Origin of the sequence: Aporhodopirellula aestuarii (genome assembly GCF_023701485.1) — a bacterium.
GTDB classification, from domain to species: domain Bacteria; phylum Planctomycetota; class Planctomycetia; order Pirellulales; family Pirellulaceae; genus Rhodopirellula; species Rhodopirellula aestuarii.
On sequence record NZ_JAMQBK010000008.1, the window covers coordinates 214,137 to 232,306 of the forward strand.

Below are 18,170 nucleotides of genomic sequence, written 5' to 3' on the forward strand. Positions count from 1 at the left end.
GCACCCCAGGCTGTAACATGCCGTGCCTTCGGCACTAAAATGATCCGTCCGATACTGGCAAAATAATGCGCCCCATCAGGGCCGCGCTCATCCGCCGTCTCATGATCAGCAGCAAGACGACGACCAGGACGATACTCGCGCTCGGTAGGCTCGAGTCAGTGGCCATCCCTTTCACCGCGCGGCCGAGTTCGCCCCAATGCTTTCCACTGAATGCCCATTTCAGGGCGCCAGGAATCTCGGTAAAAGTCCTGGAACTGATCGGCGGCGAACTCCTCATCCATAAAAGTTGTTCATTGACAGAGGCGCGGATCTTTTTCACTTTGCTCAGATACTGCTGTCTGTCAGCCTCGAGCGATGCGAGGTCCCGATTCAGATTCGCGTACTGAGTCTTTAATTTCTCGAGGATATCTTTGGGCCTGCACATTCTGGAGGTTCAGATCTTGGGCTGCGTCTCCGGATACGGCGGCAGTCTGATTGCCAGACTGTGCCTCTGGGCTTGCGCAACGGCCGGGATTGCGAACAGCACGACTGCAACTGCAAAAAGGGCGTTGGGCAAAAATCTCAGGTTGTGGTTCATGATCATGGTCTCGTGACATTAGTGCTTTGTCAGGATTGAATTTAAGGTAGTGGACGAGGCTACGAGTCCTTCACAGTCGCAATCCATAGAGGGGCTCGTTGCCTCGCCCACTACGGCTAACCTGAAGTTTCAACTTTGACAATCCAATAGTGAGGTCTTGTGCATTCCGTCGCCCGCTCTTGCGAGGATCAGGATACTATCGCCCGTCACGATCGTTCATTGCTTTCCGCTGTTTGTTGTTCGCCGTCTCTGAGTAGATTCACGTCCAGCGGTCCCTGCTGGTCGTCTTGCTTCCAGAAGGAATGCCGCAGTGGGAGTGAGAATTGGATTCCCAGAGCTTCAAACTTGCGGAAGATCTCGAAATTCAACTTCTCGCTAAACTCTCGAAATTTCCAACGGTCCGGAGGTGTGAACCAATAGGTGAACTGGACGCTGAACGCACCGGGCATAAATTCGTGAAAGCACACGCGCGGCGGATGATTCGGATCCAGGCCTTCGTGATCCTGCAGTGCGTCCCGAATAATCGCGACGGCCTGCTCCACTTTCTCGCAAGGAGTATCCAACGGGATGTGAATCTCACCGACCCGGCGAATGTACGGCCGACGGGACACGTTCTGGATATCGTTTTCGGCAAGTTGATCATTTGGAATCGTGACCTGAGGCCCGCTCAACAAACGAATGCTAGTCAATCGGATGCCAATGTCTTCCACCACGCCGTCGTATTGTTTAAAAATGATCCGCTCGCCCACACGAAACGGCTTGTCGGAAAGGATCATGAGCGTACCGAACAGCGTTTTCAGCGTGTTCTGGGCTGATAGTGCGACCGCAACTCCGCCGATTCCAGCACTCGCCAGCAGCGTCGCGATGGGGATGCCCAAATATTGCCCCTCGACAAGGAAGAGAATCACTGCCACGACGAGACTCGCCAATTTGGACATGATCCTGATCAACTGGGCATTCAAGCCCGCCGGGTTGACGGAAGGAGAAGCAATGATGCTTGCCGCGACTCGATTACTGGCTCCGACGATGACCAGGATCGCGGCCAGCAACGCAGTCAGTTCGCAACTGAACTCAAGAATATAAAGAGGCGTACCGCGCATCGTCAGATATCGGTAGCCCACGTACTTGACAGCCAGTGGAATCAACATGGCGGCAATCGGAAAGACGATGGTTAACCAGTATCTGAAAAGACTCTTGTCCCGAGCGCGATTCGTGAGGGCGATGTGCGCTCGAAAAGTCAATGCCATCAGAGCGAGCCCGACCAGGAGCGTGACGAGCAGTCCAGGCCATTTCCAATTGGCGAGCCCCCACGTTCGCCCCAACCGCATGTTTTCCGGGAGCCGATCGACAACGCTCGCCAACGCGGGATGGCCCGGTGCGGATAGATACCACCGATAGAAGTCTTTGCTGACCGGCGTTCCCTCGGTGCGATACGGATTGGCTGCAATACTCTTAAAATAGCCTGGTGCGCGATCCACGGTGCCGGGTGAGAAAAGGTACTCCAGCCGATTGCGTCCTTGCTCCACTAAGGAAATCGTGATTCTGGTGTCCGGAATTCGATAGACAGGCAATTTCTCGCGTCCACCGGCGGCGACGATCTCCGCCATATCGGGAATCTGATCCCAAGGTGGCAACTCGACTCGATCCAAGATCTCTTTGAGGCATACGGCTGCCTCGCCGGCGCGGTCCGTGCGAACAAATGCTGGGAGCTCACTATCGTCAATGCAATCCAGGACCCGTTCGGCAATCGCGACATGCTCCTGGTTCGATCGATCGTAGTACCCCGGGGAACTGGTAATATGCTCGTGTAACTCGTTGCAGGCATCGATGAAGCTCCGCAACGTATCACGCGGACTTGAGGTATCGGCCGCCTTGATATCACCCGGTCCTTGTGCCGCCAAGTGAGGTGGTGCCCAGCCCAGGCAAAAGACCAATGTGATGAACGTAAGGGGACGGAGCGAGTCCACAAAGCGCCTGATCGTACTCCGGCGAAAGCTGTTACTTGCCATTTCGTTCTTGTTCCAAAGGCGTCTCACGGTCATTGCTAGGTGCTTCATTGCTGTGCTGCGACTTCGCGCATTGCTATTTGTTTTGCTTCGCTGGAACGTATGGGTCCGGGGTACCTGGCTTGATCGGTGGTTCTGCAGCCAGCGATTTTTCGTGCTCTACGAGGATTGGGCCCAATCCCCATCGGTACCACAGACGCCCCGCCATCTGCTGAGTGACGGGATACTCTTCCTTGGGATCGGCAAAGAGGTTGTAGAAGTGGGGCATCGGAAAGACATTCAATTTTCCTGTTCCCCGATCGCCTTCCAATTCCTTGAACAGCATCTTGTAGTTTCGCCACTTCACGCCGTGGACATCGTTTCCAACATACACAACAAAACCTTCACGTCCGGACTCCTCTGACTTTCCAAGCAGGAAATCAGAGACATCGATACCATCAATCACACGATCCTGCGGCACCTTGCCTCCTGCAATACTCGCAAAAGTCGTGAAGAGATCAAACTGGTGAACGATCTCGTTAGAGACTTTGCCGGCCGGCACCTTACCAGGCCAGCGGATGATAAACGGCACCCGCAACGAACCTTCCCTGCCCGTAAAATAGGAACCGCTCCAGGGCCCATTCCAGCCAGCGTAACCCGGTACCATTTCGCCTCCGTTGTCCGCTGTGAAAATGAAGATGGTGTTCTTCGCGATCTTGTTATGTTCGAGCGTATCGAGCAGTTCGCCGGTGTAGGCATCAATCTGCATCAACACATCGCCCCAATTGCCGTTTCCGCTTTTCCCTTCGAACTCTTTGCTAGGAAGATTTGGCATGTGCGTCTGCGTATACGGCAGGTACAGGAAGAACGGTTTGCCCGCCTTCGCCTGACGCCCAATGAAGTCCTTCGCATGGTCGGTAACTTCCCGGTCAATCTCTCGCCTTGCCGGAATGTCATACACCTTGACCGCTTTTACCGGAGAGCCTTTCCTGGCCGTGTAGATGTGCTCTTCCTTGATCATCGGATTCTTGCCGGTTTTCTCCGCCAGCTTTGCATACTTTTGGAAATCCTGCTGAGCGGGCCAGAGGCTTTCATCCGTTGAATTCGGAATCCCATACCACTCGTCAAATCCCTGGTCGGTAGGGTAACGCCCTTCCGACTGCCCAAGATGCCACTTGCCGAACATGGCGGTCGCATAGCCGGCATCGCTCAACATTTCCGGCATCGTGTATTCCCACTGAGTCAAACCGTAGTCGGCGACGGAAAGCGGCACCGAACCATTCCCCGTGCGTACGGCATAACGGCCTGTCATTAGCGCTGCACGACTGGGCGTGCACTGCGCCTCGACATTGAAATTCAACAAGCGCATCCCTTCAGTGGCTAACTTGTCGATGCGTGGCGTGGCACCACCTCGGAGAATACCCCCGCCGTAGCACCCCAGTTCTCCATAGCCGAAGTTGTCCATGTTGATCAAGATGATGTTGGGCTTAGAGGCCTCTTCTTGGGCCACCGCATTCTGCGTAACAGTCAGACCTGCAGCCAACAGACAGGACCAGGCGAGTATGTTTGTTTTCACTGTCTTCACTGCTTTCACTGTTTTCGGCGTTGTCGGTTTGATTGGGTTCTCTATGACTTTGAATGCTGTATGCGTGAGCTACTTCACAAGCTCCAGTTCGCTCGCGCGCCAGGTCTTGTTGAGCCAAGGCTTGAGCGGACCATACATGCGCAGAATGATGAACCAGCTTTTGCCCGGTATCGTTATTCTCTATTTCACTTGCTCGATCTTGCTCATCGGGAACGATTGGTCGAAGTAAGCTTGCTCGGGGCCGTAGAGCCTGAGGTAGACGAAGAAGGACTGGCCTTTGTTGGTCTGGACCCAATTCACTTCTTTGCCCTCGGGGGCGGTCGGTCCAAAGTACAGATCCACTGAGCCGTCGTCATTCTTGATCAGTCCTTCCGTGCGGGATGAACGATCCGACCGTTTGATTTCGTTGCGGATGATTAATCGGTTCTCGATGTCATAGACGGTAACCGACCAAAAGTTGGCTGCCGGAGGATTGGGCCCGACGTGGAGCTTGTAATGGTTGCCCCCCAGCAATGCATTGCCATCGGCATCGTAGTAACTGCCCAGATAGGCTGAACCCTTGCCTGCGACCCGTGAGACCATGCCGGCCGACGTGGTGGTCGCCTCAAAACCGTAGGATGCCCGCTCGTTGAACTGCGAGTAGGTCGGCATATCAATTTTCGGATTCATCCCCGCCATCGCGTCTTCAAATCCGGAATCCTTGCCATAGATCGATGTCGGGAACATCTCTCTGGTTTTGTTGAACGAGATCGCCTGCGACATGGCCATGCCCACGTCCAGGCCTTGCTGCAGAATCTCTTTCTGCAGAGCCGTCGGCTCAAAGGGTTTGCCTTTTTCGATGCCGAGGTCCTTCAGCCAAGCGTAGAAGAAGCGGTCGCGATCCGCCATCGGCTCCCGTTGTACGTACTCGTTGACCAACTCCCAAAATCGCATGTCGCGGGGCTGGGTGTTCAACTGGACCTCGTCACCCGGCTTCGGGGCGTACTTGATGAATTTGGTCTTCGGCGGATTCTTTGCCTCCGAAAGTTTGTAGGCCTGAACGGCCGTCCTCAGCTTCCTGGCTTCGTCTCCCGTCCCCAGGGCTCGGTAGAAGTAGAGCACCAGGAAGGTGCCTGACTGGACGATCTCGCCCTTGAAATCCTCGGGCGCCTGCTGCCCGGGACCCAGCAGCAACAGGGTTTCCGGTTTACCCGAACCGATTTCCTTGATCGGCTGCATCCAGGCGTCGTTGACCACGCCGTAGATTTCTCCCGCGGGAAGATCCAGTATTACAGGTCCTGTCTTTGACAGGTCCGACATCGCGATCGTGTAGGGTGTGGTCACGTTGGCGGTCATGTACGGATAGACGCCGTCGTAGCCGTCACACAAACTGAAGAAGACGTCGTCTTTGCTCATCTTCTGGTTACTCAATATCGCCGGATAAAGCGTATAGAAATTCATCATCGGCATTGCCCACGTCACCAGCTGCGTGGCCCGCTGCTGAAGAATCCGGCGATGTAAAAGCTCCGCCGTCTCTTTGGTAATGGTTTGGCCCTGAAATTCAAGTTTGCCCAGATAGGTTTCTTGAACGGTTTGAGCCGAAGCGGGCGACAGCATGGTGCATGCGATAACGGCAACCAAACCTGCGATGAATCGAGTTGGTTTTTCCATGGTTTTCTTTCTTACTAGTTGGTTCTGTACTTGTGTTTAGGATTAAGCGAGAAAGAACTGCACTAGCTACGCTCGCCAGAGCGTGGATCGTCCGCCGTCTGGCGACGGCAGCTACGCCAAATCCGACAGTTGTTTTCCGCTGGATCCTTACTAACTTTCAACTCTTGGTCCAGCAGATCGAAGTCGTTGAGGCCCCGTATCTTTTCGATGTCGCCTTCCAGTTGAAGACCACGAAGAATCCCTTGTCAGGACATGTTTTGATCTAGTTGCATTTTTTGCCTCCGGGCATTCTCGGGCTGAAGTAGATGTCCACCGAGCCATTGGCATTGACGTCAGGCTTGCCCGTGCTGCCGACGTTGATGTTTCCTCCTGGCCCCGAGCAGGCTTCGACGGAAGTTACTGTTGCGTTTTGCTCTTCACTCATTCTCGTTTGGAAAGATCGGCGTCCAGTCGCGTTTCATGTCGACCACCGTCCAGCCCTTCGTGGCGGCTTCAGCGAGGCCCTTGTCCAGACGGCCAATTTTGGATTCGCGGTCGTACGCCCATTCTCGTTCGGCGTCCGTGTGGTGGACGTAGAGGCAAAAACGCGGGCCACTTCCGGCAGCCGTCCATTGCAGCATTTGCAAGTCACCATCGGAATTGCCAAAGGCAGCGATGGGACGTCGACCGATATGCTGGTTAATTCCGACCGGCTTGTCTTCCTTGTCGTCGATGAAATTCAATTCCGGCAGGCGAACGAGGACCGGCTTTCCATCCCGCAGTTCAAACTTTGTCTTGATGCTGCTGCCGATCACTTGTTCCGGAGGGATGCCGTAAACACGCTCGGACCAGGGACGCATGAACTCAATGCCGCCGCCGGACACGATGAAGGTCTTAAAATCGTTTGCGCGCAGATAAGCCAGCAACTCCAGCATCGGCTGATAGACCATCTCCGTGTAGGGTCGCTTCGTGGTGGGATGCGTCGCCGTGGCAAGCCAGTCGGTAACGATTGCTTCAAACTCCTCCGTCGTCATTCCCGCATGCGTGGCCATCGCCATTTCCAGTAGCGCATGTTCTCCGCCCGCCAGCGCCGTTTTTAAGTCGCCATTGAGCACAGAAGAGAATGGCTCCTTTGTCTTCCACTCGGGGTGCTGCGGTGCGAGGGTCTTGATGCGATCGAAGATGAAGAACGCCTGAAAATACATCGGCTGTTCAGCCCACAGCGTTCCATCGTTGTCAAACGTGGCGATGCGTTCGTTCGCCGGAACAAAATCCGCGGAGCCTACTTTCGTCACGTTCTCGACAAAAGCGACGATGGATTCTTTGACCTTGCCGTCGTTCCAGGATGGCAACGGGTCCTGGGCGGATGCGAACGTGGTCATCAGACCTGCGGCGATCACAAAAAAGAAACTCTTCATCCTAAATCCTTTGATAAGCAAATCATAAAAACGGTGCCGCCGATGTCGGCGGCACCGTGGGTCTTTCCAAAGCCTTACTTCCCAGGAGCAGTCATGTTCCTAATCTGCTTTTCCAGGCTATCCAGACTCCAGTCGCCCGGTGCCTGACTGGGCGGATACTCCTTGAGCGTCATCAGGAACCGGCTGGCGATCTGCTGCAGGGGCACCAGCACGAATGCCCGATCGATCACCCAGTCGTGGTAGGTATTGGAATTCTCCTGAGACTTCTCGAATGGATCCCGTCGAAGATTGAACAGCAGCGGCAATCGCAGATGGACGAATGGCTCGCGCCACACATCCAATCGATGAGCACGGTTCTCGAGGTAGGTCGCTTTCCAATCCTGATAACGCATCGCGACCACTTCGCCAGCGTCGTTCACATAAATGAACTCCTGCCGCGGCGATTCCTCTTCCTTGCCGCTGAGATAGTCGAGCAGGTTGTGCCCATCAATGTGATTCTTGTAGGTGCGGCCATTGAACTCCGCCCCCTCAAGCAGTTTTTCTTTCACATCAGGCGCACCAGCAGCGGCAGCGAAGGTCGGCAACCAGTCTTCGTGCGATACGATGCCATTGAGCGTCACTCCCGCGGGGAATGTCCCCGGCCATTTGACGAAGCAAGGCACGCGATAGGAACCTTCCCAATTCGAGTTCTTCTCACCGCGGAAGGGCGTGGTGCCAGCGTCGGGCCAGGTGTTGTAGTGCGGTCCGTTGTCGGTGGAGTACTGAATGATGGTGTTCTCAGCGAGGCCCAATTCATCGATCAGGTCAAGCAGTTCGCCAACGTGCATATCGTGCTCGACCATGCCGTCGCCATACTCGTCTTGACCGGAGATGCCAATATGCTCGGGCTTCACATGCGTGCGGAAGTGCATCCGAGTACCGTTCCACCAGCAGAAGAACGGTTTGTCAGCCTTGGCCTGGCGAGTGATAAAGTCTTTGGCGGCGGCCATCGTTTCATCATCAATGGTTTCCATGCGTTTCTTGGTGAGCGGACCGATATCTTCGATGGTCTGGCCTCCCTGGCCATCGGCCGTGCACTTCAGCACGCCGCGCGGACCGAATTGTTCCAGGAATGTTTTCCCATTGGCCAGCTTGATCTTCGGATAGTCCCGGTTCTCCGGCTCTTCCTCAGCATTGAGGTGATAAAGACTGCCGAGGAACTCGTCAAAGCCGTGCATGGTCGGCAGATGCTCATCCCGATCGCCTTGGTGATTCTTGCCAAATTGACCCGTTGCATAGCCTTGGCTTTTCAACACAGTCGCCATCGTCACGTCGGTCTTCTGCCAACCTTCCTTTGCGCCGGGCATGCCAACTTTGGTCATGCCACTGCGGACCGGGACAGAACCGCTGATGAAAGCCGCGCGACCGGCCGTGCAACTCTGCTGAGCGTAGTAGTCGGTGAAGGCCACGCCTTCCCTCGCAATACGATCAATGTTCGGCGTCTTGTAGCCCATCATGCCGCGATTGTTGTGGCTGATGTTCCACGTGCCGATGTCATCGCCCCAAATGACAAGGATGTTAGGCTTCTTGTCCTGCGCGTTGGCCGGGGTCAATACTCCGAGGAACGCAGCAAACGCTGCTGTTAGCGATAAGCAGTAGATTCGAAGTGTTCGAAACTGATTCATGGTTTGTCTCTTTCTGGTAATGGATGGTCGGCGTTTCAACGTTCAATTTGTTCGGTAGTCTCAATGTCCTTTGCTGTAAGTTATTGGGAGTGGCTGGGGCTTCCAGCCGCGGTATCACTTGTCGCTTCCAACTGGGGCTGGAAGCCCTAGCCACAATGCTTCACCGACTCGAACTCGCTCGGTCGCCAGGTTTTGTCGATCCAGGTTTTTAGCGTGCGGTATAGACGATGCCCCCACCCCGCCCGACAAATCGGACGGGGGCATGTGAAAAAACTCGCTACTTCAAGGTGACCGTCACCTTGTTGATCTTGCCGGTGTACTTGCTACCGACTCGGTCGTACTCCTCAGACACCGTCGTTTCCATGTCGATGCCCACACCAGCGGATTCGTCGGCTGAAAAGACTGCGAACTCGGTCTTCGGAATCTTCGTTGAACCAACTGCTTTGCCGTTCACAAACAGAGTTGCCGTGCCTCCCTGCCCGGGTTTCTGACCCCCGTCGTAGGCAAAGTCCATTTTTACGGTGGACTTGCCCGTGGGCAGTTTGGCTGTTCCTGCAGCGACGGAATGTTCGAGGCCGAGATAGTTGTAGGTGTATCTCGGGATGCCGTCTTTCACATGCAGTGCCCAGCCGCCGAAGCGACCACCCTGAGCCAGGATGACACCGTTGGCAGGTTTGTCTCCGCTTTCCACTTCGGCGACGATTTCAAACGAAGTGTTTTTGACGTTAATGAAGTCGTTTTCGAGTAACCCGTCCATGCCTTCGTACAAGGTCAGGGTCTTGCGTCCGAACATCAAGTCAGGTCGTCCGGCCAGCTTCGGATTGAATAGCTCTTCGCGGCGATCATCCAGGGGCAACACATTGTATTTGACCGCTTCGCCAAGGAACGCCTGCTGCAGCTTTGCCAGTATCTCAGGATGCTGTTTGGCCAGATCCGTCGACATACTGAAGTCTTCTTCGACGTGGTACAATTCCCACGTGTCTTCTGTGAATCGAGTCTCGGGCTTTGCCCATGGCTTCACGTGCACCGTACCCGCGAACCAACCGTCAAAGTAGATACCGCGATTACCAAACATCTCAAAGTACTGGATCGTGTGTTGACTTGGTGCATTGGGATATTCCCAGGTGTACGCCATGCTGGTGCCTTCGATGGGACGCTGCGGCACGCCGTTAACAATCCGTGGTTGCGGTAATCCCGCCGCTTCCAATATTGTTGGCGCGACATCGATCACGTGATGCCATTGATTGCGGATTTCACCCTTTGCTTTGATACGGTCCGGCCACGAGACGACCATCGCGTTCCGTGTGCCGCCATAGTTGGAGGCAACCTGTTTGGTCCACGTGAACGGCGAATCGAAGGCAACTGCCCATCCGGCCGACATGTGCGGATACGTGGACGGGCCGCCCCAGTCGTCGTAATGCTTCATCATGAAGTCGATGTCCGAGCCCTGCGGTTCGGCGTTGAAGTAAGTCATCTCGTTATAAAGTCCGGTCATCCCGCCTTCGGCACTGGTGCCGTTGTCACCGGCGATGTAGAAGATCAATGTGTTGTCGAGTTCGCCCATGTCTTCAATCGCCTGAATGACGCGGCCCGTCTCGTGGTCCGTCATGTCGAGGAAGGCAGCAAAGACTTCGGCCTGACGAGCGTATAACTTTTGCTCTTTGGCAGAGAGATCGGCCCAGTCCTTGATGTCATCAGGCTTCTTCGCCAGCTTCGTACCGGCGGGAATGACGCCCAGCTTCTTCTGTTGCTCGAAGATCCGCTGGCGGATCACGTCCCAGCCTTCGTCGAAATGACCCTTTTGTTTGTCGATATACGATTTCGGCACGTGATGCGGCGCGTGCACGGCTCCCGGGGCGAAGTAGACGAAGAACGGTTTTTCCGGAGTCAACGCTTGCTGGAAACGCATCCACTCGATCGACTTCGTAGCCATGTCGTTCATGAAGTGATAGTCCGGATCTTCCGGCGTCTCGACGCGGTTTAAGTTGTGATAGACCGCGGGAGACCACTGGTTCGTTTCTCCACCCATGAAGCCATAGAACTCATCGAATCCAACAAAGTTTGGCCAACGCGTAAACGGTCCGGACGGGCTGATTTCCCAGACGGCCGTTTCATGGTGCTTGCCATAGGCTGCTGTGCTGTAGCCATTTTGCCGCAACGTTTCGGCTATGGTGGCGACGTCGTTGGGCAACATGCCCGTTGCGCCCGGGAACGACGTGGCGACCTCGCTAATCTTGGCCTGATTGCACGAATGGTGATTGCGACCCGTAATCAGCGCTTGCCTCGTGGGCGAGCAAAGTGCCGTCGTATGAAACTGGTTGTACAACAAACCATTCTTCGCCAGCTTGTCGAAGTGCGGCGTCGGCAGCACGCTGCCCGTTGCCCCGGTCCCACCAAAGCCCAGATCGTCCAGCAGGATTACAACTACGTTCGGAGCACCCTTCGGCGCTTTCACTTCAAAAACTGGCGGCGCCGTTGCGTCACGCGCATCTAAAGTTGTGATGGGCGGATACCACGGTCCCTTGATGGGCAGTTCCGTGCGATCGACTTGTGCTTGCTGAGCAAATGCTGACTGCGTTGCCAACGGCGATGATATCAGGCAGATCGCCATCAGCACCGTGTGGAAAAGGATGGAACGAGTATTCTTCATTTGGATTCCCTTGGTCATGCTTATAAAACTGGGTGACTGGATTCTTCGATGTTTTGCTAAAGCCTGTTACTTGGTTTCCGCGTCGGCTGGCGGTTATTCGCTGTCCTGCTGAATGCGGAACAACGTTGCTTGAACCGAGCGATCGTTGGCATAATGCACCATCATGGATGTTTCGTCTTTGGTCAGGTTCACCAGTCCCGCTTCATAGACCGGCTTTTCAGCGTCACCCACCATCCATGCGGCTCGCTGGGTGGTCTTGTCGACGGAACCGTAAACGGGTTCGGTAGTGTCGGTCACCGCGTTGTAGTAGTTGCCGCGAATGACACTGTCTTTGTTGATGGCCAGCTGGAAGATATTGTTTGAGCTCTTTTCCTCGCCCTGAACCATGGCGAACACTCCCAGTGGTTGCCATTCATCTTCTGAAGGTGCTTCGGCTCGCTTGCCAGATTCGGCGATGGTCTCGGCCTGCGCTGAGTACTCTTCGGTGGTGCCGACCACGTCGCCGTTGACGTAAACGGAGTTGTCCTGGTAGACGACGGTGCTGCCGTAGTCGTAGCTGACCGGTGCTGCGTAGGCGTATCCGCCGTAGTTGGCCAGGTTGGACCAAGTGACCGTCCTCCAGGCTACGGAAGTTGCCCAACGGGCGGCGTACCAGGCGCCGGGATACCTTGCGCACCAAGTGCGGGTAAAGCAGTGGTGATAGCCAACCGACCCGGCTCGCACGGCCACTCCCTGTCCGTGGACAACCGCCGCGGAGCGGAAGTAGGTTCCATGTCCATTGGCGGCGACGCCGGTTCGTCCTGCGACAACCCCGTTGGGTCCAACCGCAACCCCACCTCGAAAGGCGGCCATTCCGTTTGGCCCCGAAGCAAAGCCGCCGCGCGAAGCCGCCACGCCCGAACCGGCGGGGCCTCGAGTTCCGGAGATACTGCGGGAACCGCCGACTGTATTGCCGCCGGGGCCTTGGACTCCGCCGACCCGACCAACCTTTCCGTATTCCTGGCCGCCCGGGCCCGTCACTTTGACGCCGCCCACACCACGACCTGCCGTGACGCCGCCTGGACCGGTGGCGGTGCCGCCTCGTCCCGCGTAATCAATTGTGGCGCCACCGGGTGTTGTGTGACTTCCGCCACCGCGTGCGGTCTGGAACGATCCGCCGTTTGGCCCGACGCCGGCAAAATTACCACGCGAAGGAGAAGGCCGTTGACTTGCGACGGGGCTTCTGGGAATCGCGTGGGCCGCGCTGGAGAACCCGCCGCCCATCGACCGGGAACCCGATGAAAAACCGCCTCCTCCGCCAAGGCTGCGCCCACCGCCGCCACCGCCAAAGCTGCGACCTCCACCACCGCCTCTGCGCTGTGCCTCGGCGGTTGAATACGATGCGATCAGGATCAAACCCATCACCAGCGTGATTAAAGTACGTTTCATTGTTGATAGCCTCTAAAGATTTTGTGCGTTGTGGGAAAACCGGTTGTTAGCGAACACGAGTCACTTTGCTGGGCGGAAGATTGCCAAATTGCTCGCCGTTGATTGACAGATCCAGTGGTTGCCAGGTGAACGAGTTTCCGTCGATTCGCACCAAGATGTTTGTCGCCTCCAGTACATCCCCCGAAGTCAGCTCGGTTGTCGATTCAAAGACCCATTGCTTGCCATCCTGCAGGGCCACCCCTTCGCCGACGCCTCCGTTGGCTTCAAAGATCCATGTTCGCAGCAAGCCGGTTTCGGGATCGACACCAATCATCTGCATGCCGGTTACCGACTGTTCGTTTTCGCGAATGGTGAAGTGAGCTCGAATGAAAGCTTGGTCGCCAAACCATTCGTACGTCGTTTCCACTTCGGCGCTTCCTTGTTTTGATTTCCAGGTCCCAATGATCCACTCCAGGTCGAGCAGCGCGGCTCGCTCGTGCGGCCATTCTTCAATCTTCGCGAGCAGCCACTTGCCATCTTCGCGAGCACATTGAATTTCAAAACGTCTGTTGGCGGTGCCGCTGTCCGGATGAACGACGCGAATCCGTCCGTCCACGACCGCTGTGTCACGTGAAGGAAAGCGTATGGCATCGGAAAGCTTTTCAATCTTCACATTCGGGTGCTCGACATTGTGCCGCGCGATGGCATTTTGAATCGCTTCACGACTGCGAACGACGGCGCCATCCTCCGCAATCAACTCTGCGCCGGACGTCAGTAGCTGTGCTGCCGCTTCGGCGTTACCAGACTCAAAAGCACGGGTAAACGCTTCGATCGATTTCCGCACCATTTGTTCATCAGTGTCACGCGGCGCCTCGGCATCCTGAGCGTACAATTGTCCCGTGGAAGTTATCGCAAATGTTGCGACAAAAAACGCTAAAGATATGATGAATTTCATCTATGGTGTCCTTTGGATGAGCGTCGGAATAGTTTGGGGAAAGCGGATCCCGTGAACGGGAGGTTGGTCAGTCTACCAGTTCGATTTCACTGGGGCGCCAATCTTTGTCGTACCAGACCTGTGTTGGACCATAGATTCGCCACAACATGTTCCAACCTTTGGATGGATCCGTTTGAATCCAGTTCACGTTTCCGTCAGGCTTCTTGGGCCCGATGTAGACGTCGTAGGATTCATCCGCATTCTGAACAGTGGCCTTGTCGATACTGGTAACACCCGGGTAGGGATTATCGGTTTGCAACAGCGAGCGGGTTTGGTTGTCGTAAACAGTGATGTCCCAGAAACGCTTGGCCGGAACGTTGGCAGGAATGTGGATCTTGTAGGTCTTGTTGCCATCGAGGGCATTGCCTTCCGAATCACGCAGTCCCATCACATACTGGGATCCCGCGCCGACCGGTGGTTTGACCATCGCGGGCGTGATGCCGGTAGCGTAGAAGTGGAAGCGGACACGCGAATTGATCAGACTGACGCCGTCGTTGAGGAACTTGTGGCTGCCACCAGCGAAGCCTAGCTCCCAGCTTTTGCTGCCGGGCCAGATCACGGTGTCCGCGTCGCGGTTGCGGAAGAGGATAGTGCGTTGGGCGGCGGTGCCGACTGCGGCGGCCTCAGCGAGGATCTTCTTCATGCGGGCGTCCGGTTTGAAAGGCTTGCCCTTCTGGATGCCGATGGAGGCCAGCAACCCGAGGATCTCGGAACTCTCGGCCGAGTTCGGCTCTTCCTGGACCGTGATGTTGACCTCGTCGAAGAAGGTCTCATCCTGGGCGTGCAGGGTGTTGAAATCTTTCATCGCCGTGTTGATCCACTTCACTTCCTTCGGTTCGCTACCGAGGGGATAGAGACGGAAATGTTCCTTCATGTTCTTGACCACGGGAACCGGATCGAAGTCCGTCATGAAACCGCGCATCGCCAGCCAGTGGCCGTAGGTTTTCGACTTCTTGACGAAGTAGCCATCGGTCGGCAATTCGCCTTGGTAGCCAGGCGGCACCAACAGGAACTTCCCGCCCTTGCCCTTGTCATCGCCAGCGTTGCCGAAATCGCAGACGTAATGGAACCACGCGTCGTCGATGATGCCCAACACGTTGGGCGGGGTCTCCATCACCATGGGACCGTCCTTCAGGTCGATCCACATGAAGGTGTAGACCACCGTGGTATTGCCCGTCAGAAGCAAGCCCCTGGAATCCAGACGCCCGCCCCAATAAATCATGGTCTCGTTGTCGGGGCCCCATTTTTGGATGCCTTTGCGAAATCCCTGCAGCGAAGCCGCGGGCGTGGTCATGATCATAGCCTCGACGGCACGCGAGAAGTCCATGTGATTCCACACCTTCTCCGCAGTCGCTTCGGTGGGGAATCCATCAACGAACTCCAAAGCCCCGAGGCGTGTTTCCGTCCGATCGGGGGTGACGACATTCGCCGGAATTTCGGTGGAGTATTTCAGTTTGGGTGGCTCTGCTTGAACGCTGGTTGTGAGACAGGTGAAAGTCAGCACTGCTAGGGTTGGCAGGATGTGTTTTCGTCGTGTGTTCATATTGTTGTGCCTGATTTTTGAGTGACCGTTCATTTCGATGGCTGTGGGTTGCAGCGTGGGTTAGGACGGCATGATGTAATTCATGAAAGTCTCCATGCGAATCATCACACGGCGTATCAGATGCGTTGCCTTCACTGAATCGGTGTAGATCGCTGCCGTTCCGGTCACGCCACCTGGCAACTCGTGAATGTCAATATCCGGCCCCGCGTCCTCAAGCGTAAGCACGACCCCGAAAGGCATTGCTTTCTGGCTGCTTGACGGTGCAGTGGCCACGGTTCCCGTCGGTTGAAGTTGTCCCTGGGGTGTGATGTAGGCAATCCGATCCACCGTTGCAGAAAACGTTCGGCCTGGGTAAAGCTCTAATACAACGTCTGCTTTCTGTCCCGGCTTCACATGGCGCAACCTGTTTTGATCGATGCCAACGGCAATTTGTGCACTGGATGAATCGACGAAAGCCATCCACGTGCGGACGGGGAACGCGGCCACGCGCTGACCGGGCTGCAGTGTCATCCCGATCACAAAACCGTCCGAAGGAGCAACGACGGTGGTTTGTGCAAGGTTGAATTGAGCGGTCGCCAATTGAGCTCGCAGCTGGGCAACTTGCGTGTTTTCGCCGTTGATCGTGGACGCAACCGCAAGTTCCGCTTTTTGTTTCGCCGCTTGGGACGCTTTTAATCGCTCCTGGGCCTCGATGACACTGGTGTTGACGCCGTCAATCGTGGACTCCAGTGCCAGTTCTGCCTGTTGACGCGAAGCCTCCGTTGCTTCGACCGACGCCATGGCCAATTCGACGTTCCGCTCCTTGGTTGCCGCGTCTTCCTCGGATGTCGCGTTGCTGGCAAGCAGCTTTTTGGCACGCACGCTTTCCGTTTGAGCCAACTCAAGTTGAGCCTGAGACTTCGCCACGTTGGCCTTCGCCGCGACGAGCGTTGAATTAAGGGAGGCGGCTTGTTGTTTCGCGGCGACGATCGCTGCTTCGGCTTGAGCGACGTTCGCATCCGCTTCCGCCAGGCCAGCGGGCAGCATCTTGGCTGTCTGCTCGGCTTCCTTGACGGCCGCCAACAGTCGATCCACTTCGATTTGATAGGGTTGTGGGTCAAGCCGAAACAACACGTCACCTTTGCTGATCGGCTTACTGCCCTGCGTGTTGACCTCGATCACTTCGCCGCTGACGTTGGGAACGATTTCGACCACCATACGGTAGACATTGACCACGCCCGAGGGTGCTCCCCACTGCATTGGAATGAACAAGACCACCGTCAGCATCAACATCCAAAGCAGCGGCGATAGTTTCCAGAACAAGTTGAAACGAACAATTTTCAACTTGACCAGAATGGCTAAGAACGCCACATAGATCAGGGTCAGAAATAGGATCACGACACGTCTCCTTTCGTCGAAGTGGCGGCGTTGCGAGACCCGGCGTTTTGAGCGTCCACCGGTTTGTAGTAAGCCCAGATGAACGCTACCGGTAGCAGTAGCCCCATGGTCATGACGCCCCACCATCCACAGACGCTGACGGCGTCGGCTTGCGGGTGGTTGCGCCCGCGGGCAATTCGCCCGGGCATCATCCCCAGCAAGACCCAAACGCCAACCAGCGTGAGGCCGAGAACCGCGAGGATGACGATCGCAAAGACATCAAGAAATCCCATGATTGCATTCCTCTCGTTGTTGATGGCCACCACACTCAAGCCACTGTTTCGCCTCATCGAGTTTCATGGGATCGCAGTGAACGACCTTGAAGTCACCGCGGGAGGTTTGCCACCACGCCACGACCGACCGGTGGCTGGAGCTACGAGTCTCCAGCAAGACACATACACTGCCATGCGCTCGCACCTGTTCATTAACCGCACGATCAAGAGTCACGCAAGCTTCGTTGTCAGACTCGCCTCCAGCCTTCACGTGAAGCAACTTGCCTGGGGATATGATTTCTAAGTCTGCAACCATGTGTCGTTCTCGTTGTTGATCGATGAAGGAATGGTGAGATGAAAACTTTGATGCGTTTCAATCGAGTTCAGCTGACCATGACTGAGGCTGCGTCGTTGATGGGTCGTTTTGATTGGCATTGTTCGCAATCTCTTGTCGCATGATTGGCACCTCTTTGGGTGCCTCAATGCCGAGGCGGACTTTGCCTCCCTGCACGCTCAGGATGACAACCGTGACGTTCTCGTTGATCACAATCGACTCATCTGTTTTTCGTGAGAGGACTAGCATGCGTAAACTCCATTTAGCATCTATTAGGTTTTTGAACTATCATTAAGAATTCTCGTTTGTGCCATCGCATGGCTCACAGTTGACGGAGAGGATCTTGTATCGGAGCTGGTAAAGGCTATTGAGCACGCCCATCAGGGCGGCTTGATCTTGGACTTTCCCGCTCAACGTCGTGACGGGCGACTGGTCTTCCGAGGAGCTTGCCACGATTTGCATCCCGCCTAACCGGCCGGACCATTCCTGGTTCAACTGTCCCTCGACGACAATCCGATAACAGGCGGCTTTACCCGGCTGAAGTTGCGGCCATTTCGTCTCGTCCACCATTTGTTTTCATTCACCTCTAGGGATCGCATTTTTCCGACTGATTCAGAGGCAATTATCCGGCGGCACGAGCGAAAGCACATCGCTCACAACGAGGGATAAAAGAGGGAGGCGCGAGCAAGTGACTGGGGATTGCACGAGGCTTTTCTCAGGGGCAAAGCCCCGGCAATTTGCCTAGCCCAGCCCAAC

General features: G+C 55.7%; 15 protein-coding genes. 1 reads left to right on the plus strand and 14 read right to left on the minus strand.

Annotation, left to right across the window (positions count from 1 at the left end):
* Window positions 1–34: 34 nt before the first annotated feature.
* The 12 genes from NB063_RS02290 to NB063_RS02345 form a co-directional block, all read right to left on the minus strand.
* Complete coding sequence (locus NB063_RS02290) at window positions 35–424, minus strand: hypothetical protein (protein WP_250927110.1); 390 nt, start codon at window positions 422–424, stop codon at window positions 35–37.
* A 359-nt stretch (window positions 425–783) separates the two neighbouring features.
* Window positions 784–2,511, minus strand: a complete 1,728-nt coding sequence (locus NB063_RS02295; protein ID WP_250927111.1) for a mechanosensitive ion channel family protein — start codon at window positions 2,509–2,511, stop codon at window positions 784–786.
* Window positions 2,512–2,659: 148 nt separating this feature from the next.
* Window positions 2,660–4,147 (minus strand): arylsulfatase, encoded by a 1,488-nt coding sequence (locus NB063_RS02300; protein ID WP_250927112.1) that lies wholly within the window; start codon window positions 4,145–4,147, stop codon window positions 2,660–2,662.
* Window positions 4,148–4,327: 180 nt separating this feature from the next.
* Entirely contained in the window at window positions 4,328–5,743 is a 1,416-nt protein-coding gene (locus tag NB063_RS02305; protein ID WP_250927113.1) for a DUF1254 domain-containing protein, read from the minus strand.
* A 470-nt stretch (window positions 5,744–6,213) separates the two neighbouring features.
* On the minus strand, window positions 6,214–7,176 hold the full coding sequence (locus NB063_RS02310; protein WP_250927114.1) for an HAD family hydrolase: 963 nt from the start codon (window positions 7,174–7,176) through the stop codon (window positions 6,214–6,216).
* A gap of 92 nt (window positions 7,177–7,268) precedes the next feature.
* Window positions 7,269–8,858, minus strand: coding sequence for an arylsulfatase (locus tag NB063_RS02315; RefSeq protein WP_250927115.1), 1,590 nt, complete (start codon window positions 8,856–8,858; stop codon window positions 7,269–7,271).
* A gap of 277 nt (window positions 8,859–9,135) precedes the next feature.
* Window positions 9,136–11,508 (minus strand): arylsulfatase, encoded by a 2,373-nt coding sequence (locus NB063_RS02320; protein WP_250927116.1) that lies wholly within the window; start codon window positions 11,506–11,508, stop codon window positions 9,136–9,138.
* Window positions 11,509–11,601: 93 nt separating this feature from the next.
* Complete coding sequence (locus NB063_RS02325; protein ID WP_250927117.1) at window positions 11,602–12,936, minus strand: hypothetical protein; 1,335 nt, start codon at window positions 12,934–12,936, stop codon at window positions 11,602–11,604.
* Window positions 12,937–12,982: 46 nt separating this feature from the next.
* On the minus strand, window positions 12,983–13,870 hold the full coding sequence (locus tag NB063_RS02330) for a YybH family protein (protein ID WP_250927118.1): 888 nt from the start codon (window positions 13,868–13,870) through the stop codon (window positions 12,983–12,985).
* A 67-nt stretch (window positions 13,871–13,937) separates the two neighbouring features.
* Window positions 13,938–15,452 (minus strand): DUF1254 domain-containing protein, encoded by a 1,515-nt coding sequence (locus tag NB063_RS02335; RefSeq protein WP_250927119.1) that lies wholly within the window; start codon window positions 15,450–15,452, stop codon window positions 13,938–13,940.
* A gap of 60 nt (window positions 15,453–15,512) precedes the next feature.
* Entirely contained in the window at window positions 15,513–16,829 is a 1,317-nt protein-coding gene (locus NB063_RS02340) for an HlyD family secretion protein (protein WP_250927120.1), read from the minus strand.
* Complete coding sequence (locus NB063_RS02345; RefSeq protein ID WP_250927121.1) at window positions 16,826–17,101, minus strand: DUF3302 domain-containing protein; 276 nt, start codon at window positions 17,099–17,101, stop codon at window positions 16,826–16,828. Before NB063_RS02345 ends, NB063_RS02340 begins: the two co-directional genes overlap by 4 nt.
* Between NB063_RS02345 and NB063_RS02350 the strand changes: the two genes are divergently transcribed.
* Entirely contained in the window at window positions 17,100–17,384 is a 285-nt protein-coding gene (locus NB063_RS02350) for a hypothetical protein (protein WP_250927122.1), read from the plus strand. The two genes, NB063_RS02345 and NB063_RS02350, sit on opposite strands and share 2 nt — an antisense overlap.
* 69 nt (window positions 17,385–17,453) lie before the next feature.
* Here the strand turns inward: NB063_RS02350 and csrA are convergent, their stop codons facing one another.
* Together csrA and NB063_RS02360 are read right to left on the minus strand one after the other, a co-directional pair.
* Window positions 17,454–17,663, minus strand: coding sequence for a carbon storage regulator CsrA (csrA, locus tag NB063_RS02355; protein WP_250927123.1), 210 nt, complete (start codon window positions 17,661–17,663; stop codon window positions 17,454–17,456).
* A gap of 42 nt (window positions 17,664–17,705) precedes the next feature.
* Entirely contained in the window at window positions 17,706–17,984 is a 279-nt protein-coding gene (locus NB063_RS02360) for a hypothetical protein (RefSeq protein WP_250927124.1), read from the minus strand.
* Between the last annotated feature and the right edge of the window lie 186 nt (window positions 17,985–18,170).